Below are 23,374 nucleotides of genomic sequence, written 5' to 3'. Positions count from 1 at the left end.
GCGGCCTTCAGGAAAGGGGCTGCGCCGGGCAATGACGGCTGCAACGCGGAAAAAGCAAGGCGGAATGATGTGGGTAAGGTAAGCGGTAAAAGCCCGGGGACCACGCAAGGATGTGATCCCCGGGATAAAAGAGACGATCGATGCTTCTTATTTGCTGACGGTGATGCATTCGTCCTTGCAGCCGGACAGGCACTGTCCCCCGCAACCGCCTTCACAGTCGGAGGAGGCAGCCCGCACCTGTTTCGTGGAAGCGCTCAGCGAGGCTCCCATGGCAAGAAAAGAAAACCCGGGAAGGGTTTTTTCCGAAAGATGCCCCATCTTCCCCCAAGACCGCTCACTGCTTCCATAATATTCCTCCCTCGTGAAAGTAACGCCGTTAGCTGGTTTCCATCCGGAAACGGCCCGTTTCCCAGATGCAAACCACGCTGCACCCTTCCGCAGTTTCCGGATGGACACTAGCTGTATTTATATCCGACACAAGGAAATGTCAACATCAATAAACGGCCCCCATGGGACAAGAAAGCCCCCTTGCAGACCCTGAAAAGTGGGCTTGCAATGAATAGGGAAATCTGCCATTTTTCTTTTTTTGCCTGTCAGCGTGTGTTAAAATGCACTCTATTTTTCCAAATTCTCACGCTGACATCAGCTTGCGAAAGACAAGACCATGGAGATTCGCGGAACAACCATCATCTGTGTGCGGCACAATGGTCAGGTCACCATGGCCGGGGACGGTCAGGTCACCCTGGGCAGCACGGTCATGAAACACGGCGCCCGCAAGATTCGGCGTATGTACGAAGGCCGAATCCTGGCCGGGTTTGCCGGCTCAACCGCCGATGCCTTCACACTGTTCGAAAAATTCGAGGCCAAGGTACAGGAATTTCACGGCAATCTGCCCAAAGCCGCCGTCGCACTGGCCAAGGACTGGCGGACCGACCAGATCCTGCGTAAACTCGAAGCGCTGTTGATTGTCGCCGATGCCAGCAACACCCTTGTGCTTTCCGGGGCCGGCGATGTCATCGAGCCTGATGACGGCATTGCCGCTATCGGCTCGGGCGGCTGTTATGCCCTGGCTGCGGCGCGGGCCATGACACGGCATGCAGACCTGGCGGCGGACCGGATCGCCACCGAGGCTTTGCGTATCGCCGGGGAAATCTGCATTTATACCAACGACCACATTTCGTCGGAGAGTCTGCCGTGACCAATTTCACTCCGCGCGAAATCGTCTCCGAACTGGACCGCTACATCATCGGCCAGAAACAGGCCAAGCGCGCCGTCGCTGTAGCGCTGCGCAACCGCTGGCGCCGTCAGCAGGTGCCGGAAGAACTGCGGGACGAAATCGCACCGAAAAACATCATCATGATCGGCCCCACCGGGGTCGGCAAGACCGAAATCGCCCGGCGCCTCGCGCGCCTCGCCCAGGCGCCTTTCATCAAGGTCGAGGCCAGCAAATTCACCGAGGTCGGCTACGTCGGTCGCGATGTTGAAAGCATGGTACGGGACCTGCTGGATCTCGCCATCATCATGGTCCGCGAGGAGGAGGCCCTCAAGGTACGGGTCAAAGCCGAAGATCTGGCCGAGGAACGTCTGCTCGACCTGCTGCTGCCCGGCACTGCGTCCATGGAACCCGAACTGGCCTCCGGTGAGGCCGGAGAAGGTGGCACCCGCGACAAACTGCGCAAACTGCTGCGCAGGGGCACCCTCGATGAACGCATCGTGGAACTCGAAGTGCAGTCGGCCCAGATGCCGATGATGGAAATTTTCACGCCGCAGGGGACCGAGGAGATGGGGATCAACATCAAGGAGATGTTTGGCAACCTTTTCCCCAAAAAAACCAAGCGGCGCAAAATCAAGGTGAGCGAGGCCCGGGAACTGCTCATCGAGCAGGAAGCCGAGCGTCTGGTCGACATGGACAAGGTCAACGGCCTGGCTCGTGAGCGGGTCGAACAGAGCGGCATCATCTTCATCGACGAAATCGACAAAATCGCCGGGCAGGCCGGCCGTCAGGGCCCGGATGTTTCCCGCGAAGGGGTGCAGCGCGACATTCTGCCGATTGTCGAGGGCAGCACCGTCAACACCAAATACGGGCCGGTCAAAACAGACCATATCCTGTTCATCGCCGCCGGAGCTTTCCACGTCTCCAAACCGTCGGACCTGATCCCCGAACTGCAGGGACGCTTCCCGATCCGCGTGGAGCTTGCCAGCCTGGGCGAGGAGGAATTTTTCCGCATCCTCACCGAGCCGAAAAACGCCCTGATCCGCCAGTATGAGGCGCTGATGGCCACCGAAGACATCCTTCTGGATTTCGACAGCGAGGCGATCCGTGAAATCGCCCGCATCGCCACCCAGGTCAACAGCCAGACGGAAAACATCGGCGCGCGCCGGTTGCACACCATCATGGAAAAGCTGCTCGAAGAGCTCTCCTTCGATGCGCCGGAGCATCAGCAACAGCGCGTCCGAATCGATGTCGATTTCGTGCGCCGACAACTGGCCGACATCGCCCGCGACGAGGATCTGTCGCGATATATTTTGTAAGGTTCCAGGCCAAAGGCAAAAGGCCCGAGGTTTCAGGTTTTAAACTTACAGCTTATAGCTTACAGCTATCTTCTCGAAAGAGCCTGTCCTATGGAAGAGTTGATCAGAAAAGCCAACGTGCTGATGGAGGCATTGCCCTACATCCAACGTTTCAACAACAAGACCATCGTCATCAAATACGGCGGACACGCCATGGTCGACGAACGTCTCAAGCACGAGTTCGCCCGTGACGTGGTGCTGTTGAAATTCATCGGGCTCAATCCGGTCATCGTCCACGGCGGCGGCCCCCAGATCGGCCAGGTGCTCAAATCCATGGGCAAGGAGTCGCGCTTCGTACAGGGCATGCGGGTCACCGACCAGGAAACCATGGACGTGGCCGAAATGGTCCTCGGCGGCAAGGTCAACAAGGAGATCGTAGCCAACATCAACCGCCATGACGGACGGGCCGTCGGCCTCAGCGGCAAGGACGGCCGCCTGATCACGGCGCGCAAGCTGGAGCTGACCGCCATCAACCCCGACACCCTGACCCCCGAGATCATCGACGTGGGGCTGGTGGGCGAGGTGGAAAGTGTCAACACCAGCATCATCACCGCCCTTGAGGAAAGCGGCTTCATCCCGGTCATCGCTCCTGTCGGGGCAGGGCTGGGCGGCGAAACCTACAATATCAATGCCGACCTGGTGGCGGGCCGCGTCGCCGGGGCACTGCGCGCGGAAAAGCTGATACTGCTGACCGACGTGGAGGGTGTCAAGGACAAGCAAGGCAAGCTGATCTCCACCATTGACACCCGCCGGGTGCCGGACCTTATCAACGACGGCACCATCACCGGCGGCATGATTCCGAAACTCAACTGTTGCATCGACGCCATCGACGAGGGCGTTCATACCGCACATATCATCGACGGCCGCGTGGAACATGCCTGCCTTCTGGAAATTTTTACCGATCACGGCATCGGCACCGCCGTAGGGAGATTCGCATCATGATATCACAGGAATGGATCGAACGTGGCGAAGCCCACGTGGTAAAAACTTACGGCCGCTATCCGCTGGTCGCCGTCCAGGGAAAAGGGTGCCGTTTGTGGGATGCCGACGGCAAAAGCTACCTGGACTTTCTTGCCGGCGTGGCGGTCAACAATCTTGGTCACTGCCATCCCAGGGTGGTGGCCGCCCTGCAGCAGCAGGCAGCGCGCCTGATCCACTGCTCCAACTATTACCACATCCCCAGCCAGATCGAACTGGCGGAACTGCTGTGCGAGCACTCTTTCGGGGATCGCGTGTTCTTCTGCAACAGCGGCGCCGAAGCCAATGAAGCCGCCATGAAGCTGGTGCGCAAATACAGCGCCGAAAATTTCAACAACGATCGCTTCGAAGTCATCACCGCCCTGGCTTCGTTTCACGGCCGCACCATCGGCACCATCAGCGCCACCGGACAGGACAAGGTCAAGGCCGGCTTCAACCCATTGCTGCCGGGCTTCCATTATGTGCCCTTCGGCGACGTCGAGGCGCTGCGCAAGGCCATCACGCCCCGCATCTGCGCTGTCATGCTGGAACCGGTTCAGGGCGAGGGCGGGGTACGCGTGGCGCCGCCAGGCTACCTGGCCGAAGTGCGCCGCATCTGTGACGAGCACGATCTGCTGCTGGTGTTCGATGAAGTGCAGTGTGGCTGCGGCCGCACCGGCACCCTGTTCGCTTACGAGCAGCACGACGTGGCACCCGACATCATGACCCTGGCCAAGGCCCTGGCCGGAGGGCCGCCCATTGGCGCCATGATCGCCACGGAAAAGGTTGCCGCCTGTTTCGGCCCGGGCTCCCACGGCTCGACTTTCGGCGGCAACCCGCTGATGACCAGCGCCGCCCTCGCCGCCATGCGCACTTTGCTCGAAGATGGCGTGCTCGACAACTGCAGGGCCATGGGCGAGTACCTGCGTGGCCGACTGCTGGAGTTCAAGGAGCGATTCCCCTTTATCTCCGAGGTGCGAGGCCGCGGCCTGATTTTGGGCATGGAATTGACCATCCCCGGCGCCGATATCGTTTCGCGGGCCCTGCAGAAGGGACTGCTGATCAACTGCACCGCCAACACGGTGCTGCGCTTCGTGCCGCCCCTGATCGTGACCCGAGAGGAAATCGACGAGGCGATGGCCATCCTCGGCGACGTTCTGCAGGAATTCTGATTTCAATAGACGGGCCGCTGTCGCAGTCCCGTCCTTTTAGGAGGATCGATCGTGAAAAAAGACTTTCTCTGCCTTACCGACTGGAGCATCGAGGAACTTGAAGGCCTGTTCGCCCTCGCCGCCGATCTGAAAGCCCGGCAGAAGCGTGGCGAGCAACATCACCTGCTCGGGGGCAAGACCCTGGGCATGGTGTTCGAGAAAAGCTCCACCCGCACCCGCATCTCCTTCGAGGTCGGCATGTACCAGCTCGGCGGCCACGCTTTGTTTCTTTCCTCCGGCACCACCCAGATGGGACGGGGGGAACCGATCAAGGATACCGCCCGCGTCATGTCCCGCTACGTGGACGGCATCATGATCCGCACCTTTTCCCAGCAGGGGGTCGAGGAACTGGCCCGATGGTCGAGCATTCCGGTCATCAACGGCCTCACCGACATGTACCACCCGTGTCAGGTTATGGCCGATCTTCTGACCGTCATCGAGCACAAGAAAAATTACCGCGAGCAGATCTACTGCTGGATTGGCGACGGCAACAACATGGCCAACAGCTGGATCAATGCCGCCGTCATGTTCGGTTTTGAACTGCGCGTGGCCACCCCCAGGGGCTATGAACCGCACCCCGTGGTGGTGGAACGCGCCAGACAGCGCGGCGCCCGCATTGTCTATACCAACGATCCGCTGGAAGCCGCCCGGGGCGCCGACATCCTCAACACCGACGTCTGGGCCAGCATGGGCCAGGAGGAGGAACAGGCCAAACGCGTTACCGCCTTCAACGGCTTCCAGATCAACGACAAGGTAATCGCCGCCGCCGCTTCCGATTGCATCCTGATGCACTGCCTGCCGGCACATCGCGGCGAGGAGATCACCGACGAAGCCATCGAAAGCCGGCACTCGGTGGTTTTTGACGAAGCCGAGAACCGCCTGCATATTCAAAAAGCCATCATGGCGACCTTGATGGCCTGAAGATGCCGGAGTGGAGCATGACCATCACCTGCCCATATTGCGGATTCAGCCAGCAAGTCCCGCCGGACCGCATCCCGGCCGAAGCCACCGAAGCGACCTGTCCACGCTGTCAGGCGAGTTTTGCCCTGCCCGTGGCCCCGGCAAAGAGCCTGAATCAGGCCGCGGACAAAATCGTTTCTGAAAATCCTGAAATCACCTGTCCGGCAGCCAGCGGAGATCTCACGGATGGGCAAACGGCCACGCAGGAAGGCCCGGCTGCTTTTGCGGAGCCCCGGAAAAGCTGTCCTACCTGCGGGCAGACGCAGGCGGCTCCTCTTGCCGCCGTATACGCCGGTTTCTGGATACGGGCCGCGGCGGCGGCCATCGATTCGATAGCCGCCTGGATTCTGCAACTGACCCTGAGTCTGCTTCTGGGAGCCGTCCTGCAACTGATCGCGCCCGACATTGAAGCCACCTCGGTGTCTTCCATCGTAATGCTGGCGCTTTTCAGCAGCGCGGTCGGCATGGCCTACTATGTGGTGTTCACCGGCGCCTGCGGTCAGACGCCTGGCAAGATGCTGCTGCGATTGAAAGTGGTTCGCCGGGACGGACAAAACATGACTTACGGGCGCGCCGCGCTGCGGGAAATCCTCGGCAAATTCGTTTCCGGCATCACCCTCGGCATCGGCTACCTGATGGTCGCGTTCGACGCTCACAAACAGGGTCTGCACGACAAAATCGCTGACACCTGCGTGATTCATCTATGAAGCATCCCATAAGGTTTTCGGCACAACGAGAACCTGCCATCGACATCGCCGCCGCACATGCGTGACCGGCGTTGCCATAACATTGTCAGAAGGAGTTTTTCCATGTCCAAGCACGGCACTGTCAAAAAGGCTGTCCTGGCCTATTCGGGCGGACTCGACACCTCCATCATCGTACGCTGGCTCATCGAGGAATACGGCTGTGAAGTCATTGCCTTCTCCGCCGACCTCGGCCAGGGTCAGGAACTCGACGGCATCCCCGAAAAAGCCCGTAAAACCGGCGCCAGCAAATGCTATGTTGAGGATCTGCGCGAAGAGTTCGTCCGTGATTTCGTCTTCCCCATGTTCCGCGCCAACGCCATCTACGAGGGGCGTTATTTCCTTGGCACTTCCATCGCCCGTCCGCTGATCTCCAAAAAGCAGATGGAGATCGCCCTGGCCGAGGAAGCCGATGCCGTCTGCCATGGCGCCACCGGCAAAGGCAACGACCAGGTCCGGTTTGAACTGGCCTACTACCATTTCAACCCCGAGATCAAGATCATCGCTCCCTGGCGGGAATGGGATCTCAACAGCCGCGAAGCCCTCATCGCCTACGCCAACAAGCATGGCATCCCCGTGCCGGTGACCAAGAAACGCCCCTGGAGCAGCGACCGCAACCTGCTGCACATCTCCTTCGAAGGCGGCATTCTTGAGAATCCCTGGGCCGAACCGCCGGAAGAAATGTATCTGTTGTCCGTCGCCCCCGAAGAGGCTCCCGACAAGCCGGAATACGTCGAAATCGAATTCCGCAACGGCGATCCGGTAGCCATCAACGGACAAGCCCTGTCCCCGGCGCAACTGCTCGCCCACCTCAACGAACTGGGCGGCAAGCACGGCATCGGCCGCGCCGACATCATGGAAAACCGCTTCGTCGGCATGAAGAGTCGCGGTGTCTATGAAACCCCCGGAGGCACCATCCTTGAGGAAGCCCATCGCGGCGTCGAGCAGATCACCATGGACCGCGAGGTGCTCAACCTGCGCGATTCCCTGATCCCCCGCTACGCCACCATGGTCTACAACGGCTTCTGGTTCGCTCCCGAGCGTGAAGCGATGCAGGCGCTGACCGACGAAACCCAGAAAACCGTCAACGGCGTGGCCCGCGTCAAACTGTACAAGGGACACTGCCGGGTGGTGGGCCGCAAGTCCGACACCAACAGCCTCTTCGATCCGGAAGTGGCGACCTTCGAAGCCGACGAAGTCTACAATCAGGCCGACGCCGAGGGCTTCATCCGCCTCAATGCCCTGCGCCTGCGCATCCGCAGCGCCATGCAGAAAAAACGCGGTTAACGTCGGTAATTAGTGAATAGTGACTGGTGATTTGTTTTTCTAAACACAAATCATCGGTCACCCCTCACGGATCATTATTTGCAGTGGCTGGTGACTGGTAACTGAATAAGGGCAATCGCGCTTTTCACCAATCACAAATCACCAGTCACTGCCTTTCAGTTTTATCAACGGAGCGATTCAACCATGAGCAAAAAGCCCTGGGCCGGACGATTCACCCAGCCTACCGATGCCTTCGTCGAGGCGTTCACCGCCTCCATCGATTTCGATCAGCGCCTCTACCGTTACGACATCCAGGGGTCCGTGGCCCACGCCCGCATGCTGGCCCGCCAGGGCATCATTACGGCAGGCGAAGCTCAAACCATCATCTCCGGGCTTGAATCGATCCTGACCGATATCGAAAAAGGCGATTTCGAGTTCTCCGTGTCCCTGGAAGACATCCACATGAACATCGAGGCACGCCTGATCGAGCGTGTCGGGGCCGTCGGCGGCAAGCTGCATACCGCCAGGTCCCGCAATGACCAGGTCGCCCTCGACATCCGCCTTTACCTGCGCGACGAAGTCCGGGAGGTGCGCTCCTATCTCGAACAGGTGCAGGAAAGCCTGTTGGAACAGGCTGAACGCAACCTGGGTGTCATCATGCCCGGCTACACGCACTTGCAGACCGCGCAGCCGATTCTGTTTTCGCACCACATGATGGCCTACTATGAGATGTTCCGGCGTGATTCCGAGCGCATGGCCGATCTTCTCAAGCGCATCAACCAGCTCCCTTTGGGGGCCGGCGCACTGGCCGGGACCACCTTCCCCATCGATCGGGAGTTTGTCGCCGAACAGCTCGGTTTTGACGGGGTGACCCGCAACAGCCTCGATTCGGTGTCGGACCGGGATTTCGCCCTCGAATTCTGCGGCGCCGCCAGCATCGCGATGATGCACCTGTCGCGCCTTTCCGAAGAACTGATCCTGTGGTCGAGCGCCGATTTCCATTTCATCGACCTGTCCGATGCCTTCTGCACCGGCAGCTCCATCATGCCACAGAAGAAAAATCCGGATGTGCCGGAACTGGTGCGCGGCAAAACCGGGCGGGTGTATGGCAACCTCATAAGCCTGCTGACCGTGATGAAGGCCTTGCCCCTGGCCTACAACAAGGACATGCAGGAAGACAAGGAGCCGCTGTTCGACACCATCGACACGGTCAAGGGCAGCCTGAAGATTTTCGCCGACATGATCGCCCAGATGAGCATCCGCGCCGACAACATGCGCGAAGCCGCCGCCCGGGGCTTTTCCACGGCAACCGATGTGGCCGACTATGTGGTGCGCAAAGGTATCCCGTTTCGCGAGGCACACGAGATCGTCGGCAAAACGGTGCGCTACTGCATCGAGCACGACAAACCGATCGAGGCACTGAGCCTGGAGGAATTCAAAGCCTTTTCGTCCGCTATCGAAGCGGATATCTACGATTTCATCACCCTTGAGGCTTCTGTCAATTCCCGCCGGGCCACCGGCGGCACGGCACGCGAAACCGTCGCCCGGGAAATCTCCCGTGCCCGCCAGGAACGCCTGCAGAGGATGTAACCATGAAACCTCATCGACTGCAAACATGCCTGCTGCTTGCCGTGCTGGTGGTAATGGCCCTGGGCGCCGGCTGCGGCCGCAAAGGACCGGTGCGCCCCCAACGGCAACCGTTGCCCGCTGCGCCGGAGCACCTCGAACTGCGCCAGCAGGGCGACGGCATGCTGCTGTCCTGGAGCATGCCGCGCCTCAACCAGGACGGTACCGAGCTTACCGACCTGGCGGGTTTCAAGATCATGCGCATGGAATTCGAGCCGAATCAGGACTGTCCCGATTGTCGCGACACCTCCATACTGCTACGTCAGATCGAGCTCGCATACCTGCGTGATGTTCAGCAATCGGACGGCCGCTTTTTCATGGCGGACACCGGATTGCAGCAGGGCCGCGGCTATCAGTATCGCGTTATCCCCTACAATCTCTGGGGCCAGGACGGCACGCCGGCCGAGGCTCGCCAGGTTGTTACCTTCCTGCCGCCGGCGCCGCAACAGGTCGCTGCCGAAACCGCCGATGGTGTATTGACTCTGACCTGGCAAGCCCCTGCGCTGCCCGCCGGTCTCGAACTGGTCGGCTACAATGTCTACCGCCGACGTCCCGGGCGGCCCTTCGCCATCGCTCCGCTAAACCCCCATCCCCTTGCGGAACCGCGTTTCGAGGACCGCTTATTCAAAAGCGGCAGCACCTATCTTTACGCCGTCAGGGCGATTGTGAAGCAGGACAGCCAGGAAATCGAAAGTCTCCTCTCCAAAGCGGAGGTGGCGACGCCCTGGGCTGGCGCCGAGGCACCTTTTTGACATATGGAAAGAGCTATGTTACGGTTTTAGCTTGTTTAGATCTGAAATATTCTTTTCATTAAACTCGCCAATTCAATCAGGAGTCTGTTTTTTATGAACCACTTTCAATACCGCAACAACGATCTCTGCTGCGAAGAAGTCCCCCTGAAGGATATCGCCACCCAGGTCGGCACGCCGTTCTATGTATACTCCCACGCCACCTTGAGCCGACACCTGGAGACCTTTTCCTCCGCCTTTGCCGAGGTACCGCACCTGATCTGCTATTCCATCAAGGCCAACAGCAACCTGGCGGTACTCAAAACCTTCGTCAACCACGGTGCCGGTTTTGACATCGTCTCCGGTGGCGAACTGTTCCGCGCTCAAAAGGTCGGCTGCGATGCCGCCAAAATCGTCTACTCAGGCGTCGGCAAGACCGAAACCGAGATCGCCGATGCGCTGCAGGCCGGCATCCTGATGTTCAACGTCGAGTCGACGCAGGAACTTGACACCATCAATGCAGTGGCGGGCCGCCTCGGCAAAAAAGCCGGCATCGCGCTCCGTGTCAACCCCGACGTCGACCCGCAGACCCATCCGTACATCTCCACCGGCATGAAGAAGGCCAAGTTCGGCATCAACATTTCCCAGGCCCTGGAGGACTATCGCCGCGCTGCGAGCCTGCCGAATCTTGAAGTTATCGGGGTAGACTGCCATATCGGCAGCCAGTTGACCAAGCTGTCGCCTTTTGTCGACGCCATCGCTAAAATCCGCGAACTGGTGGAAAACCTGCAGCAGGAGGGCTTTGCCATCAAGTATCTGGATCTGGGAGGCGGCCTCGGTATCACCTACGACGCGGAACAGCCTCCCAGCCCCGCCGATTACGCCAGGGCCATCATTGAAGGGACCAGGGGCCTTGGTGTCACCCTGATTTTCGAACCGGGCCGCGTCATGGTCGGCAACGCCGGCATGCTAATCACCAGGGTCCTTTACGTCAAAAAGGGCGAAGCCAAAAATTTCGTCATTGTCGACGCCGCCATGAACGATCTGACCCGTCCGGCCCTGTACGGTTCCTACCAGGGCATCCAGGCCGCGGATCGCTCCATCGACGGCACCATCATCGCCGACGTGGTCGGTCCCATCTGTGAATCGGGCGACTTCCTCGCCCAGGACCGCGAGATCCCCGCTTTTTCCCAGGGTGACCTGGTAGCGGTAGCCTCCGCCGGAGCCTACGGATTCACCATGAGCTCCAACTACAACAGTCGTCGCCGGGTTCCCGAAATCATGGTCAAAAACGACAAGGTCATGGTGGTCCGCCAGCGCGAAACCTACGACGACCTGATCAAGGGCGAAACCATTCCGGAAGGGCTGTAATGGCCGATGGCTCCGCCGGGACCCCGAGCCCCGGCAGCACATCCGCTCCCATTGTTTACGGAGGACACCCCATGTTTACAGGATCCATGGTCGCCATCATCACCCCGTTCGACAAGGATGGACGTTTTGATGAAGAGGCCTTCAGACAGCTGATCGAATTTCAGATCGAAAACGGTACGGACGTCATCGTCCCCTGCGGCACCACCGGCGAATCCGCCACACTCGATCACGCCGAACATAAACGCGTGATCAAGTCCTGTATCGAGCAGGTAGACAAGCGGGTTCCGGTGCTGGCCGGTACCGGTTCCAACGCCACCACCGAAGCCATCGAACTGAGCCAGAACGCCAAGACGATGGGTGCCGACGGTGTGCTGCTTATTTCCCCCTACTACAACAAGCCTTCCCAGGAAGGTGTCTACCGGCACTTCAAGGCGATTGCCGACAACGTGGCCATTCCGCAGGTGCTGTACAACGTACCGGGTCGCACCGGCATGAACATGACCGCCGCGACCACCATCCGCCTCGCCGACCATCCCAACGTGGTCGGCATCAAGGAAGCATCCGGCGATCTGACCCAGATCAGCCAGATTATCGCTGCGGCGGGAGATCGCATCCATGTGGTCTCCGGCGACGATTTTCTGACCTTGCCGATGATGGCCTGCGGTGCCAGAGGGGTTATTTCGGTAACCGCCAACATCCTGCCAAGGGAAATCAAGGCCATGGTGACCGCCATCAATGAAAATCGCTATGATGATGCCAGAAAAATGCACCTGCATCTGCTTGAACTGCATCAGGCCATGTTCATCGAAACCAACCCGGTGCCGATAAAAACCGCCGCTTCCCTCATGGGACTGTGCGGGGATCATCTGCGCATGCCGCTGGCCGAACTGCTGCCTGACAATCTGGCCCGGCTTAAAACAATAATGACCCGTTACGGCCTTATCGATGCCTGACAAGGAGTCCTCATGATCAAAGTAGCTGTCAACGGTGCCGCCGGGCGCATGGGCGGCCGTCTCATCACCGCCATCAAGGAAACCGGGGGGCTGCAACTCACCGGTGCCCTCGAGCACACCGAAAACCCGATGCTCGGTCAGGATGCCGGCCTGTCCGCCGGTTGTGGACCTCTGGGCGTGACCATCTGCAGCGATCTGGACAAGGTGCTCAAAGACACCGAGGTCCTTATCGATTTCACCTTTCCGGAAGTTTCCCTGCGGAATCTGGAAGCCTGCGCCCGCCTCGGCAAGAGCCTGGTGATCGGTTCTACCGGCTTTACCCCGGAGCAGCGCGCCCGGGTCGAAGACCTGGCCAGGCACGTGCCCGTGGTGCTGGCGCCCAACATGAGCGTCGGCGTCAACGCCTGCTTCAAGATTCTCAAAGAGGCGGCGCGTATCCTCGGCGAGGGCTTCGACGTCGAAATCGTCGAACTGCATCACAACAAAAAAAAGGATTCCCCCAGCGGCACCGCGGTGCGCATGGGCGAAATCGTCGCCGAAGCCCTGGGCCGCGACTACAACGAATGCGCCGTTTACCACCGCGAGGGAATGTGCGGCGCCCGCACCCAGGAAGAGATCGGCATGCAGACGGTGCGTGGCGGCGACATCGTCGGCGAGCACACCGTCTACTTCATCGGCATGGGTGAACGCATCGAGATCACCCACCGCGCCATGAGCCGCGACATGTTCGCGCGCGGTGCAGTGCGCGCCGCCGCCTGGCTGGCGGATAAGACCCCCGGCCTGTACGATATGCAGGATATCCTTGGATTGAAATAAGTCGGGTTTATATCCACCCCAAAGTCTGGCTCAAACTAAGATAAGGGGATGTATAAGATGAAGACCAACGGCAAATATTCTTGGTTTTAAATCCCCTTTATCCTCTTCATCCCTGTTAATGCGGTTTATTCGGGGTGAGAGCATTACGTATTCTAAAACCTAAACATATATTGGAGAACTACGCATGGCAAAACTTAACGATAACTACCTGAAACTCAAGGCCGGTTACCTGTTCCCTGAGATCGGCCGCCGGGTCAAGGCCTTCAGCCAGGCCAACCCCGACGCCAAAATCATCCGACTGGGTATCGGCGACGTCACCCAGCCTCTGGCTCCGGCGGTTCTCAAGGCCTTTCACGATGCCGTCGAGGATCTGGCCAGCAAGGAAAATTTCATGGGCTACGGCCCCGAGCAGGGCTACGAGTTTCTCATCGACACCCTGATCGAAAAATCCTACAAACCCCTCGGCGTCGAGCTGAAAACCTCCGAGATTTTCATCTCTGACGGCAGCAAGTGTGACTGTGCCAACATCCTCGATATCTTCGCCCTGGACAACAAGGTCGCCATCTGCGACCCTGTCTATCCGGTCTACAACGACACCAACGTCATGATTGGCCGCACCGGCGAGGCGGACGAAAAGGGCTATTACTCAGGACTCACCTACCTGCCCTGCACCGAGGAAAACGGCTTCACCCCTGCCATCCCCTCGGAAAAGGTCGATATCATCTATCTGTGCTACCCCAACAACCCCACCGGCGCGGTGGCAAGCCGGGAAGATCTCAAGAAATGGGTCGATTTTGCCCTGGCCAACGATGCGGTGATCTTTTTCGACGCCGCCTACGAAGCATTCATCACCGAACCGGGCATCCCCCATTCCATCTATGAAATCGAAGGCGCCCGGCGCTGTGCCATAGAATTCCGCAGTTTCTCCAAGACCGCCGGTTTCACAGGCGTACGCTGCGCCCTGACGGTGGTGCCCGAGGAGCTTATGGCCGATACCGGCAGCGGTGAAAAAGCCTCCCTCAACAAGCTCTGGAACCGTCGCCAGTCGACCAAGTTCAACGGCGTCTCCTACCCGGTGCAGAAAGCTGCCGCCGCTGTCTATTCCGACGAAGGCTGGGCCCAGGTCAAGGAGACGATTGACTATTACATGGAAAATGCACGTCTGATCCGCGAAGGCCTTCAGGCCGCCGGCCTGACCGTGTATGGCGGTGTCAACGCCCCCTACATCTGGCTGAAAACCCCGGGCGGCATGAGCAGCTGGGATTTCTTCGACAAACTGCTGTCCGAGTGCCACGTGGTCGGCACCCCCGGCAGCGGCTTCGGCCCCAGCGGCGAGGGTTTCTACCGTCTTTCAGCCTTCGGTGACCGCCAGAATGTCATTGAAGCCATCGAGCGTATCAAAAACAACCTCGCCTGAACCATCGCAATCCCCGCACGGCGACAAGCGCGTTTAAAAAACACCCCCCGGAGGCAATTCCCCGGGGGTGTTTGGCATCCGCCATCCCTGCCGCATTTACGCTGCCAGACCATCCTCAAGTACTTCACTATTTATTTTTTCCATAACAAATACCGTTTATATAAATATTATCAATTAGACTCCACGCCCGGGATTTGTTAGCTTGTGTCCATCCGGAAACTCCGGATGGATACAGCGCAGTTTTTATATGGGAAACGAGCACTTTTCGCATTAGGCCCCGTGCGATACCACGAGGAGCGCTGGACCCCGCGACCATTAACAGCCGCCGCCTGCCTTTCCGGACGGGAAACAGTTGCGGCGTTTTTTCGATGGCATGCACAAACAGGGAGGAGAAGATGGCAAAAATCCGCAATATAATGGCCGGACGATGGGGAATAATCGGCGCTGGAATCTTTATCGGTGCCCTGGCGGCCCTGCTGCAGAAGTTCGGCAATCCCGGCAACATGGGGGTGTGTGTGGCCTGTTTCGAGCGCGACATCGCCGGCGCGCTCGGCCTGCACCGGGCCGAAGTCGTGCAATACCTGCGACCCGAGGTCATGGGTTTCGTTCTTGGGTCATTGCTGGCCGCCTATCTCTTCAGGGAATTTCGGCCACGTCTCGGTTCGGCACCCATCGTCCGGTTTGTGCTGGGTTTTTTCGCAATGATCGGCGCACTGGTTTTTTTGGGATGTCCCTGGCGGGCGGCTTTGCGCCTGGCCGGCGGCGACGGCAGTGCCATTTTTGGCCTGCTCGGCCTTGTCGCCGGCATCTGGCTTGGCACCCTGTTTTTGAAGGGCGGCTACAATCTCGGCCGCTCCCAATCCACCCAGTCCGCTGCCGGCTGGCTGATGCCCCTGTTCATGCTCGGCATGCTGGCGCTGCTGATGATTTTCCCGGCGATTCCCGGCGCGTCGAAAAACGGGGTGCTTTGGTTCAGCGTCAAAGGGCCGGGCGCCATGCATGCCCCACTCCTGGTTTCCCTGGGTGCAGGGCTGGCCATCGGATTTATCGCTCAGCGGAGCCGCTTCTGCACCATGGGCGCCATTCGCGATTTCGTCCTGTTCCGGCAGACACACCTGCTTGGCGGCTTTATCGCTCTCATCGTCACCGCCCTGGTTGTCAACCTGCTTGTCGGTCAGTTTCATCCCGGCTTTGAGGGGCAGCCCGTAGCACACACCATGCAGTTCTGGAACTTTGCCGGCATGCTGCTGTCCGGTCTGGCCTTCTGCCTGGCAGGTGGCTGCCCGGGACGCCAGCTGTTTCTGGCCGGCGAAGGTGACGGGGACGCGGCCGTGTTTGTTCTGGGCATGGTGGCCGGGGCCGCGGTCAGCCACAATTTCGGGCTGGCCAGCTCCCCGGCAGGCATCGGCCCCTACGGCATGCAGGGCGTTGCGGTCGGGCTACTGGCGTGCCTTTTCATTGGCTTCAGCATGCGAAAAAAAATGGCCTGAGGAGGGCAAAATGACAACAACCATCGATGCACGCGGGCTCTCCTGTCCGCAACCTGTGATGCTGACCCTTGCTGCCATCAAGGCTGGCGAGGCGGATGAAATCATCGTTCTGGTAGATAACGAAGCCTCCCGCGAAAATGTCTGCCGAGCGGCCGGCAACCGCGGCTGGACGGTGGCAAACCTGAGCGACCAAGGCGACGAAACACGGATTACCCTCAACAAAGGATAAGGGTGTGGCGCTCTTCAATTTCAGGGAAGAAAAAAAAACCGCACCGGTTTCGGACGCACCCGGCAGCCGGATGGAACGGGGCATGCTGGTATTTGCCAATACCAGTGAAGTGATCCAAGCGGAAACCATGCTCAAAAAAGCCGGCTGGGAAATCCGCGTAATGGGCCCGCCGCCGGAAATCCGACAGGGCTGCGACCTGGTCATCGAATTCCCCCTGATGGAGCAGTTGAACATCACCAGGGTGTTAACGGAGCAAAATCTGCCGCCCTTGAACACCGTGCCGGTCACCGGCCCGCTGCTGCAACCTGTTGACATCTTCCAGGTCAAGGACTTTGGCCGATATCTCATGGTGCGGGCGGCCAACATGAAGCTGACCCTGGACAAGGAGACGGACATCATTGTCAATATATCGGGTGGTGGCTGTCCCGATGTGCCTTTTCTGGCCGCTTCCATGATCGGCAAAACCCTGGCCGAGGCGCCAAGCCCGCTGGCAATAGGCCATACCCTTTGCGGGTACGCACTGCAACTTGCCTACGAGGAAACCAGACGTCAATGCTGTGTATAGTTGGAACGGTTCCGCGGGAGGATTTCCCACTGGTGGAAGGCGAAGTAATGCGCGAGGGGCAGCACCTTTGCATCGGCAGCCAGCGCGTGGACATCAACCGGGGCACGCCCGCCCTGCTGGGGGCGGCCCTGAAGGCAGCGGAGGTGCTGAATCGCCCAGCGCCCCATGCCTGCCTGGTGGGCGACACGGGCACTGGCAAGGGCAGCCGCAAACTGTACCGCCACCTGACCGAAAATTTGCCCGGTTCGGCGTTTAACACCTTGACATTTCATTATCTGCAACCCATTGTCTACTGGCACAATCGCATCCTGACCGCCATTGATAAAATGACGGCGCGCCCCTGCCTTGTCGCCGACGCAGGATTCATGTATCTTGCGAAAATGGCCGGGGAGGCCGGCGCTTATGATCTTTTCACCCCCGATGTCGGTGAACTGGCATTTCTGGCCGATGAAGAGGCTCCGCATCCCTTCTATACACGCGGATTCATGTTGCATGAAGACAATCGCGTGCCCGATCTGATTGCCCGCGCCTATCAGCACGGCAATACCGCGCGCTATCTGCTGGTCAAGGGCGCAACGGATTACCTGGCGGATGCCGATGGCATCATGGCCAGCGTCGACGGTCCATCGGAAGAAGTGCTGGAAGCGATTGGCGGCACAGGAGATACAGTAACCGGGCTGGTCTCCGTTTTAATCGATTCCGGTATGGATATCCGGGAGGCGGCGGTTGCCGCCATGCGGATCAACCGCCTGGCCGGCCATTATGCACAGCCGACGCCGGCAACCCAGGTGGCGGACATCATTGAGCAGATTCCCCGGGCTTGGGAAGAACTGCAGAGCGTTTGGAGCCAATCATAATGACCTCTGAGAAAATCAAGCTGACGCATATGGTGAAAGCGGCCGGCTGAGCTGCCAAACTGGGCCCGGAGGGCCTGGAAGATGCTTTGACCGGCTTGTTTGCCGAGACCGATCCGAATCTTATTGTCGGACCGGAAACCGCCGATGACGCGGGCGTGTATCGCCTCAGCGAGGACTGCGCCCTGGTCGAGACCACCGACATCATCACCCCCCTGGTCGACGACCCCTTTTTGTTCGGCGCTATCGCCGCCGCCAATGCCCTGTCGGATGTCTTCGCCATGGGCGGGCGTCCGCTGACCGCCATGAACCTCGCTTTCATTCCGCCCTGCGGTCTTCCCCGCGAAGCCCTGCGGGAATTGCTGGACGGCGGTGCCCGCAAGATTCGAGAGGCCGGCGCATGCCTGGTTGGCGGCCACACCGTTGAAGATGACGAGCTCAAATACGGCCTGGCCGTAACCGGCGTTGTCCATCCGCAGCGGGTGGTGCGCAATTCAACGGCCCGCCCCGGGGATGTGCTGATCCTCACCAAACCCATTGGCACGGGTATTGTTGCCACCGGCATCAAGGCGGAAATGGTCGCCGATGCCACCGTGGCAGAAGCCTGCCGCTGGATGGCAACCCTCAACGGTCAGGCGGCCGCCATCATGACCGCATGCGGTGCCCATGCCTGCACCGACATCACCGGCTTCGGCCTCATCGGTCACGCCTCGGAGATGGCCCGTGGAGCCGGCGTCACCCTGGCACTGCGTCTGGCGAACGTACCGGTGATCAACGGGGTCGCGGACCTGGTCCGCGACGGGTTGGTGCCCGGAGGCTGTTACCGCAACCGCGCCTATTATGCCCGTATGCTCCTTGATGCCCGGCCCGACCGGGTCGATGCTGACATGCCGGGTTCAAGCGAGGATCTGCTGCCGTTTTTCGATCCCCAGACATCCGGGGGGCTGCTGATCGCCATGGAAGACGGCGCAGCCGATGCGTTTCTGCGCCGAGCGGCCGATGGCGGCTGCTTTGCCGTTGTCGTGGGCGAGGTACTGGAAGGCAGGGACCATGCGGTGGAAATCCGCTGATACCGGCAGCGGCAGTCCCGGGGCAAAACATGAACAACAACCGGTTTTTGGCATCCGCGGCGCAAGCATGGCGTGGAAATTGCGCCTTGACACATCCGCGCCACGGGACTAGCCTGACTGCATGAAAACGACGACCACCCTTTTCAAAGCCCTGGCCCATGATACCCGTCTGCGCATTCTCAATCTGCTGCTAGACGGCGAGGTCTGCGTCTGCCATATCATGGAAATCCTGCAGTTACCCCAATCGACGGCTTCTCGCCATCTGGGCATACTGAAAAATGCGGGACTTGTCATGGACCGCCGCAGCGGCACCTGGGTACATTATTCCCTTGCCCCGCAAATGCCGCCGCCGGCGATGCAGATCCTTGATCTGCTTGGGGCGCACCTGCCGACCCTCAAAACATGTCAGGCCGACCGGGCCCGGTTGGCCGAACCGGAGGTGCGGCGCAAACAGTGTGACTGATTTCCCCATGAGCCATGGCATCGCCCGCCCGGCATCAGGCGTCCGCCCTGTCGGACAGCTTCAGCCACCGCGCAATGTCGAGTTCTCCCGGCAAAAAAGTCCGCCCCCCACAGTGATCCCGGCCAGGCTTCCGTCCAGGGTCCATCCCCCGCAATCGTTGCGTAAACCGGCGTTGCAGCATTTCAGGCGCATCATCGCCGGTTTCGGATCCTCCGCCCTCAATACCGGGCGGCTTATCGAACCGGCCATCCAGAGCAGATCGAAGTCTCCACAAAAACTCTCGGCACCCGGTATCGACACCCCCTCCCGCAGACCGACAAGAAGACGGCATGGCTGGTCGTGCAGACAGCCGATCCAGATGACCGGCAGGCGCACCCTGTCACCGGCAAGCTCGACCCACGCCAGAGGCTTCAAAAGCCACGGAAATTCTTTTTTTGTCTTCATCATGCCTCCGCTCGACTCCTTAAGTAAAACAGGTTGGCACTGCTTGACAAGACACCGCGCGCCATTGCGAGGTCCGGGGAAAAGAACCCTTTTCATCCGTGGGAATGGCTGCTATGGTACTGAACTGACATGAGTTGCAGACTGCTGCCTGCAGCAGACCTTGCAATCCTTATTGCTGTTTTACGCCCACACCGGAGGATGCCATGCCGGCCGTTATCAGCCAGAACCCCCTTGGACAGATTTCTCACACTCCCCTGGTGCGGCTCAGTCGTCTGACACATCCGGACAGCGCCGCTGTCTGGGGCAAAATGGAGAATCTCAACCCTGGCGGCAGCGTCAAGGACCGCATCGCCCTTGCCATGGTCGAAGATGCCGAAAGCCGTGGCTTGATCAAGCCTGGAGCGACCCTGGTGGAACCGACCAGCGGCAATACCGGCATCGGCCTGGCGCTGGTGTGCGCGGTCAAGGGTTACAAACTTATCCTGACCATGCCCGAAACCATGAGTGTCGAACGCCGCAGATTGCTTGCCGCCTACGGCGCCGACCTGGTTTTGACACCGGGAACCCAGGGCATGCGCGGTGCCGTGGCGCGGGCGGAAGAACTCGCCGGCCAGTACGGCTATTTCATCCCCATGCAGTTCAGCAATCCGGCAAATCCCCGCATTCACGAACAGACCACGGGACCGGAAATCATCGCCGCCCTGGATGGCCAGATCGACGCCTTCGTGGCCGGGGTCGGCACCGGTGGCACCATTACCGGCGTGGGGCGGGCTTTGCGCAAAAACAACCCCCAGGTCGATATCGTCGCTGTCGAACCGGCCGCGTCACCGATTTTATCCGGAGGATCACCCGGACCCCATAAAATCCAGGGCATCGGCGCCGGTTTCATTCCGGAGGTTCTCGACACCGGGATCTACCGGGAGGTCATCACCGTCAGGGACGAGGACGCCTTTGCCACGGCGCGCAGGCTGGCAAGGGAGGAAGGATTGTTTGTCGGTATCTCCGCCGGCGCCAACGTATGCGCCGCACTGCGCCTGGCCGAGCGCCTTGGCCCCGGGAAAAACGTGGTAACGGTCCTTTGCGATACCGGAGAGCGCTATCTGTCCGTTGGCGTATTCGACTGAGGAGGCATTCCCTGTATGGGGTCAGCGATGGACGCCGATGCACGCTACGAACGGCTGCTGCAATTGCTGAACAGCCTGGGACCCGCCGCCGTGGCGTTTTCCGGAGGCGTGGATTCGACCCTGCTGCTGCGCGCCGCGCTGGACGCCCTCGGTGCGCGGCAGGTGCTGGCCGTCACCGCCGTTTCGGTGTTTTTCCCTGCCTGGGAGCAACAATACAGCCGTGATCTTGCGCATCAGATCGGCGCGCGCCAGCTGCTGGTACCATGCGATCTGCTGGCCCTGCCGGCCGTGGTCCGCAACGATCCGCTGCGCTGTTATCATTGCAAAAAAGCCCTGTTCGGTGATTGTGCCGAAATGGCGCGGCAAACCGGATTTTCCCTGATGCTGGACGGCACCAACCTCGACGATGGCAGGGATTACCGCCCTGGCAGCCGGGCCGCCCGGGAACTGGGCGTGCGATCCCCGCTGGCCGAGGCCGGCCTTGGCAAACAGGACATCCGCGACCTGAGCCGACGGCTCGGGCTGCCAACCTGGAAGCGCCCGGCCTTCGCCTGCCTGGCGTCGCGCATCCCTTACGGTTCGCCCATCAGTGCTCACGCACTGCGGCAGGTGGATCGATGCGAATCGGCGCTGCGCAGCCTTGGTTTCGACGGATCCCGCGCCCGGCATCATGGCGCCAGCGTCCGCATTGAAATTCCGCTGCCCTTGTTGTCGCAAATACTGGCGGAGCCGACACGGCGAGCGGTTATCCGGGCGGCGAAAGAGGCCGGGTTTACCTATGTCTGTCTCGATCTGGAAGGCTACCGCAGCGGCAGCCTCAACGAAATCCTGACCGAGGCAGAGGGATGATTTTTCTCCGCACCATCGTACCGCCACGGAATTGTTCCCGCTTCGTTTCGCGGGGGTATTCACAAAAATCATTTCAACCGATGGACGTAATGCGATGAATAATTCCCGCTGCCTGTTGTGCATCTGTTTCTGCGCCGGTGTGTTCGCCGCCCTGATCAGCAGCGGAGCTGCCTGGATGGCAGGCAACGCCGGACTGCCCCAATGGCTCGGCGTTAAGCTTGTCCCCGCCTGGAGCGGCGCGTGGATTCACCCTCGCCTGGTATGGGGCGGGCTGTGGGGACTGTTCTATTACACAACGGTCAGTTCTCCCCGGGGTCGTATCCAATGGATGCGCAAGGGGCTGTGGGTCAGCCTGCTGCCTTGCGCCTGGCAGTTGTTTTTTGTCTTTCCCAATCGCACGGACGCGGGCATGCTCGGCCTCGGCCTTGGCACTCTCACCCCCTTGTTCATCCTTTTCTACAACCTCATCTGGGGCGCTACCACCGGCATTTTCGCCCGCGCCTTCTACGGCCGCAGCCGATGATCGCGGTCTTTTCTCGGGGAGCTTGCGTTGCATTCGCCCTGGTTCTGTGCCTTGTCTCCTGCGCCTCGCATGCCCTCGCCGCCTCAAGCCTGCGGGGTCGCGTCACACATATCTACGATGGCGACACCATCCGGGTTGCCGGCATCGGCAAGGTCAGACTGCTGGGCATCGACGTGCCGGAAAAGGAAGCTTCATACCGGGATCGCTATTTGCGGCAACGAGGCATCGCGCCGGACAGGCTGCGCCGCATCCACCACCGCGCCCACGCCTATGTCCGTGCAAAAAGCCTCGGACGGATCGTAGTCCTGCGAACAGAGCCGCCAACGCGCGACACCTACGGGCGACTTCTCGCCTATGTCACCCTGCCCGACGGACACATGCTCAACAGACTGCTTCTGCAACAGGGCCTCGCCGCGGTCTACCGACGCTTCGATTTTTCTCTGAAAGGGGATTTTATCGAAAAGGAAGAAGACGCCCGCCTGGCTAAACGGGGCATGTGGCAATAAAAACCTTGATCCCCGGGCTTCAGGTTCATTTCCGGTTGCGCAGCGCCAGCCGTGACATGACGCCGCGGCGGCGGGGGTTGGGCGGCAGGTTGTCCTGCACGAAACGCACATCCTCGATGGTGTAAAAGGCGCGGGGATTGAAGCGTTTGACCAACGTCAGCACATCCTGCAGATTGCGACGTCGGCAGACGGTGAAAATCAGCTGCACCGGGCCGGTTTCACCCCGCGCCCGCAGATTGGTGACGCCGTAGCCGGCTTTCCACAAATGTTCCGTCAGCACAGTGGCATCCTTGCGGGTAATGATGCGCACAATCAGGCTGCCCAGCGCGATACGTTCTTCGATCAGCACGCCGACATAATTGCCGGTGGCGAAGCCGAGGGCAAAGGCCAGATAGGTAAGAACATTGGTCAGGTTCTGCATCACCTGGCTGATGGCCAATACCCATATCAGCGACTCGAAAAATCCCAGCACCGCAGCCCACCCTTTCAGCGACCGGGACACGAAAATGATCCGCAGCGTTCCGATGCTGACATCGATAATCCTGGCAAAAAACACCAGCAGCGGCAACAAAACCAGGCCGAGAGCCCCGCTATCGGGCAGAACTGAACTCACGTGCAGACTCCCTTGTGTGAAAGCG

At 59.9% G+C, this 23,374-nt stretch carries 26 protein-coding genes; 23 read left to right on the top strand and 3 right to left on the bottom strand.

What is annotated here, in order from left to right:
- Positions 1-147: 147 nt before the first annotated feature.
- A complete protein-coding gene (locus tag A6070_RS15535) occupies positions 148-318 on the bottom strand; it encodes a hypothetical protein (RefSeq protein WP_158515866.1) in 171 nt (56 codons plus the stop codon).
- A gap of 346 nt (positions 319-664) precedes the next feature.
- On the opposite strand from A6070_RS15535, the gene hslV reads away from it, so the two are divergent.
- From hslV to A6070_RS03170, 19 genes are all read left to right on the top strand, one after another.
- Positions 665-1,198 carry an ATP-dependent protease subunit HslV gene (gene hslV / locus A6070_RS03265; protein WP_072287041.1) on the top strand — a complete coding sequence of 178 codons (534 nt, stop codon included), beginning with the start codon at positions 665-667 and terminating at the stop codon, positions 1,196-1,198.
- Positions 1,195-2,532: an ATP-dependent protease ATPase subunit HslU gene (gene hslU / locus A6070_RS03260; RefSeq protein WP_072287040.1), complete on the top strand. Its 1,338-nt coding sequence runs from the start codon at positions 1,195-1,197 to the stop codon at positions 2,530-2,532. The genes hslV and hslU overlap by 4 nt, the downstream gene beginning before the upstream one ends.
- Before the next feature lie 90 nt (positions 2,533-2,622).
- Positions 2,623-3,513: an acetylglutamate kinase gene (argB, locus tag A6070_RS03255; RefSeq protein ID WP_072287039.1), complete on the top strand. Its 891-nt coding sequence runs from the start codon at positions 2,623-2,625 to the stop codon at positions 3,511-3,513.
- Positions 3,510-4,700, top strand: a complete 1,191-nt coding sequence (locus A6070_RS03250; RefSeq protein ID WP_072287038.1) for an acetylornithine transaminase — start codon at positions 3,510-3,512, stop codon at positions 4,698-4,700. The genes argB and A6070_RS03250 overlap by 4 nt, the downstream gene beginning before the upstream one ends.
- A 51-nt stretch (positions 4,701-4,751) precedes the next feature.
- Positions 4,752-5,660 carry an ornithine carbamoyltransferase gene (argF, locus tag A6070_RS03245; protein WP_072287037.1) on the top strand — a complete coding sequence of 303 codons (909 nt, stop codon included), beginning with the start codon at positions 4,752-4,754 and terminating at the stop codon, positions 5,658-5,660.
- A gap of 17 nt (positions 5,661-5,677) precedes the next feature.
- Positions 5,678-6,406 carry an RDD family protein gene (locus tag A6070_RS15075; protein WP_158514014.1) on the top strand — a complete coding sequence of 243 codons (729 nt, stop codon included), beginning with the start codon at positions 5,678-5,680 and terminating at the stop codon, positions 6,404-6,406.
- A 102-nt stretch (positions 6,407-6,508) separates the two neighbouring features.
- Complete coding sequence (locus A6070_RS03230) at positions 6,509-7,729, top strand: argininosuccinate synthase (RefSeq protein ID WP_072287036.1); 1,221 nt, start codon at positions 6,509-6,511, stop codon at positions 7,727-7,729.
- Between the two features lie 183 nt (positions 7,730-7,912).
- Positions 7,913-9,298 (top strand): argininosuccinate lyase, encoded by a 1,386-nt coding sequence (argH, locus tag A6070_RS03225; protein ID WP_072287035.1) that lies wholly within the window; start codon positions 7,913-7,915, stop codon positions 9,296-9,298.
- A 2-nt stretch (positions 9,299-9,300) separates the two neighbouring features.
- Entirely contained in the window at positions 9,301-10,086 is a 786-nt protein-coding gene (locus tag A6070_RS03220; RefSeq protein WP_072287034.1) for a fibronectin type III domain-containing protein, read from the top strand.
- A gap of 93 nt (positions 10,087-10,179) precedes the next feature.
- The gene (gene lysA / locus A6070_RS03215) at positions 10,180-11,433 is read left to right on the top strand and encodes a diaminopimelate decarboxylase (protein ID WP_072287033.1); all 1,254 of its coding nucleotides are present in this window, start codon (positions 10,180-10,182) and stop codon (positions 11,431-11,433) included.
- 71 nt (positions 11,434-11,504) lie between these two features.
- Positions 11,505-12,386, top strand: coding sequence for a 4-hydroxy-tetrahydrodipicolinate synthase (dapA, locus tag A6070_RS03210; RefSeq protein ID WP_072288117.1), 882 nt, complete (start codon positions 11,505-11,507; stop codon positions 12,384-12,386).
- 12 nt (positions 12,387-12,398) lie between these two features.
- On the top strand, positions 12,399-13,202 hold the full coding sequence (gene dapB, locus A6070_RS03205) for a 4-hydroxy-tetrahydrodipicolinate reductase (RefSeq protein ID WP_072287032.1): 804 nt from the start codon (positions 12,399-12,401) through the stop codon (positions 13,200-13,202).
- Between the two features lie 184 nt (positions 13,203-13,386).
- Positions 13,387-14,619: an LL-diaminopimelate aminotransferase gene (locus tag A6070_RS03200; protein ID WP_072287031.1), complete on the top strand. Its 1,233-nt coding sequence runs from the start codon at positions 13,387-13,389 to the stop codon at positions 14,617-14,619.
- A gap of 395 nt (positions 14,620-15,014) precedes the next feature.
- Complete coding sequence (gene yedE, locus A6070_RS03195) at positions 15,015-16,109, top strand: YedE family putative selenium transporter (RefSeq protein ID WP_072287030.1); 1,095 nt, start codon at positions 15,015-15,017, stop codon at positions 16,107-16,109.
- A gap of 10 nt (positions 16,110-16,119) precedes the next feature.
- On the top strand, positions 16,120-16,338 hold the full coding sequence (locus A6070_RS03190; RefSeq protein WP_072287029.1) for a sulfurtransferase TusA family protein: 219 nt from the start codon (positions 16,120-16,122) through the stop codon (positions 16,336-16,338).
- Positions 16,339-16,342: 4 nt separating this feature from the next.
- Positions 16,343-16,903: a DUF3343 domain-containing protein gene (locus A6070_RS03185; RefSeq protein WP_072287028.1), complete on the top strand. Its 561-nt coding sequence runs from the start codon at positions 16,343-16,345 to the stop codon at positions 16,901-16,903.
- Positions 16,891-17,760 carry an NAD(P)H-hydrate dehydratase gene (locus A6070_RS03180; RefSeq protein WP_072287027.1) on the top strand — a complete coding sequence of 290 codons (870 nt, stop codon included), beginning with the start codon at positions 16,891-16,893 and terminating at the stop codon, positions 17,758-17,760. The genes A6070_RS03185 and A6070_RS03180 overlap by 13 nt, the downstream gene beginning before the upstream one ends.
- On the top strand, positions 17,760-18,827 hold the full coding sequence (gene selD, locus A6070_RS03175) for a selenide, water dikinase SelD (RefSeq protein WP_083558690.1): 1,068 nt from the start codon (positions 17,760-17,762) through the stop codon (positions 18,825-18,827). The genes A6070_RS03180 and selD overlap by 1 nt, the downstream gene beginning before the upstream one ends.
- A gap of 121 nt (positions 18,828-18,948) precedes the next feature.
- Positions 18,949-19,290: an ArsR/SmtB family transcription factor gene (locus tag A6070_RS03170; protein WP_072287026.1), complete on the top strand. Its 342-nt coding sequence runs from the start codon at positions 18,949-18,951 to the stop codon at positions 19,288-19,290.
- A gap of 60 nt (positions 19,291-19,350) precedes the next feature.
- Here the strand turns inward: A6070_RS03170 and A6070_RS03165 are convergent, their stop codons facing one another.
- Positions 19,351-19,737, bottom strand: coding sequence for a hypothetical protein (locus A6070_RS03165; protein ID WP_072501949.1), 387 nt, complete (start codon positions 19,735-19,737; stop codon positions 19,351-19,353).
- Positions 19,738-19,937: 200 nt separating this feature from the next.
- On the opposite strand from A6070_RS03165, the gene cysK reads away from it, so the two are divergent.
- From cysK to A6070_RS15525, 4 genes are all read left to right on the top strand, one after another.
- Complete coding sequence (gene cysK, locus A6070_RS03160) at positions 19,938-20,858, top strand: cysteine synthase A (RefSeq protein ID WP_072287024.1); 921 nt, start codon at positions 19,938-19,940, stop codon at positions 20,856-20,858.
- Positions 20,859-20,873: 15 nt separating this feature from the next.
- Positions 20,874-21,707 (top strand): ATP-dependent sacrificial sulfur transferase LarE, encoded by an 834-nt coding sequence (larE, locus tag A6070_RS03155; RefSeq protein ID WP_072287023.1) that lies wholly within the window; start codon positions 20,874-20,876, stop codon positions 21,705-21,707.
- A 94-nt stretch (positions 21,708-21,801) separates the two neighbouring features.
- Positions 21,802-22,230: a hypothetical protein gene (locus tag A6070_RS15530; protein WP_072287022.1), complete on the top strand. Its 429-nt coding sequence runs from the start codon at positions 21,802-21,804 to the stop codon at positions 22,228-22,230.
- Positions 22,227-22,736: a thermonuclease family protein gene (locus tag A6070_RS15525; protein WP_072287021.1), complete on the top strand. Its 510-nt coding sequence runs from the start codon at positions 22,227-22,229 to the stop codon at positions 22,734-22,736. Before A6070_RS15530 ends, A6070_RS15525 begins: the two co-directional genes overlap by 4 nt.
- A gap of 25 nt (positions 22,737-22,761) precedes the next feature.
- Here the strand turns inward: A6070_RS15525 and A6070_RS03140 are convergent, their stop codons facing one another.
- Entirely contained in the window at positions 22,762-23,349 is a 588-nt protein-coding gene (locus A6070_RS03140; protein ID WP_072287020.1) for a DUF2179 domain-containing protein, read from the bottom strand.
- Between the last annotated feature and the right edge of the window lie 25 nt (positions 23,350-23,374).

This window comes from Syntrophotalea acetylenica (assembly GCF_001888165.1).
Lineage (GTDB): Bacteria > Desulfobacterota > Desulfuromonadia > Desulfuromonadales > Syntrophotaleaceae > Syntrophotalea > Syntrophotalea acetylenica.
The sequence above is the reverse complement of the archived record's forward strand: the minus strand, read 5'-3'. Positions and strand labels throughout refer to the sequence as shown.

What these genes read in the sequence shown, in the direction of transcription:
- A6070_RS15535 (WP_158515866.1), bottom strand. Translation starts at nt 318, where the DNA reads ATGGGGCATCTTTCGGAAAAAACCCTTCCCGGGTTTTCTTTTCTTGCC.
- hslV (WP_072287041.1), top strand. Translation starts at nt 665, where the DNA reads ATGGAGATTCGCGGAACAACCATCATCTGTGTGCGGCACAATGGTCAG.
- argB (WP_072287039.1), top strand. Translation starts at nt 2,623, where the DNA reads ATGGAAGAGTTGATCAGAAAAGCCAACGTGCTGATGGAGGCATTGCCC.
- A6070_RS03250 (WP_072287038.1), top strand. Translation starts at nt 3,510, where the DNA reads ATGATATCACAGGAATGGATCGAACGTGGCGAAGCCCACGTGGTAAAA.
- A6070_RS15075 (WP_158514014.1), top strand. Translation starts at nt 5,678, where the DNA reads ATGACCATCACCTGCCCATATTGCGGATTCAGCCAGCAAGTCCCGCCG.
- A6070_RS03230 (WP_072287036.1), top strand. Translation starts at nt 6,509, where the DNA reads ATGTCCAAGCACGGCACTGTCAAAAAGGCTGTCCTGGCCTATTCGGGC.
- argH (WP_072287035.1), top strand. Translation starts at nt 7,913, where the DNA reads ATGAGCAAAAAGCCCTGGGCCGGACGATTCACCCAGCCTACCGATGCC.
- A6070_RS03220 (WP_072287034.1), top strand. Translation starts at nt 9,301, where the DNA reads ATGAAACCTCATCGACTGCAAACATGCCTGCTGCTTGCCGTGCTGGTG.
- lysA (WP_072287033.1), top strand. Translation starts at nt 10,180, where the DNA reads ATGAACCACTTTCAATACCGCAACAACGATCTCTGCTGCGAAGAAGTC.
- dapA (WP_072288117.1), top strand. Translation starts at nt 11,505, where the DNA reads ATGTTTACAGGATCCATGGTCGCCATCATCACCCCGTTCGACAAGGAT.
- dapB (WP_072287032.1), top strand. Translation starts at nt 12,399, where the DNA reads ATGATCAAAGTAGCTGTCAACGGTGCCGCCGGGCGCATGGGCGGCCGT.
- A6070_RS03200 (WP_072287031.1), top strand. Translation starts at nt 13,387, where the DNA reads ATGGCAAAACTTAACGATAACTACCTGAAACTCAAGGCCGGTTACCTG.
- yedE (WP_072287030.1), top strand. Translation starts at nt 15,015, where the DNA reads ATGGCAAAAATCCGCAATATAATGGCCGGACGATGGGGAATAATCGGC.
- A6070_RS03190 (WP_072287029.1), top strand. Translation starts at nt 16,120, where the DNA reads ATGACAACAACCATCGATGCACGCGGGCTCTCCTGTCCGCAACCTGTG.
- A6070_RS03180 (WP_072287027.1), top strand. Translation starts at nt 16,891, where the DNA reads ATGCTGTGTATAGTTGGAACGGTTCCGCGGGAGGATTTCCCACTGGTG.
- A6070_RS03170 (WP_072287026.1), top strand. Translation starts at nt 18,949, where the DNA reads ATGAAAACGACGACCACCCTTTTCAAAGCCCTGGCCCATGATACCCGT.
- A6070_RS03165 (WP_072501949.1), bottom strand. Translation starts at nt 19,737, where the DNA reads ATGATGAAGACAAAAAAAGAATTTCCGTGGCTTTTGAAGCCTCTGGCG.
- cysK (WP_072287024.1), top strand. Translation starts at nt 19,938, where the DNA reads ATGCCGGCCGTTATCAGCCAGAACCCCCTTGGACAGATTTCTCACACT.
- larE (WP_072287023.1), top strand. Translation starts at nt 20,874, where the DNA reads ATGGGGTCAGCGATGGACGCCGATGCACGCTACGAACGGCTGCTGCAA.
- A6070_RS15530 (WP_072287022.1), top strand. Translation starts at nt 21,802, where the DNA reads ATGAATAATTCCCGCTGCCTGTTGTGCATCTGTTTCTGCGCCGGTGTG.
- A6070_RS15525 (WP_072287021.1), top strand. Translation starts at nt 22,227, where the DNA reads ATGATCGCGGTCTTTTCTCGGGGAGCTTGCGTTGCATTCGCCCTGGTT.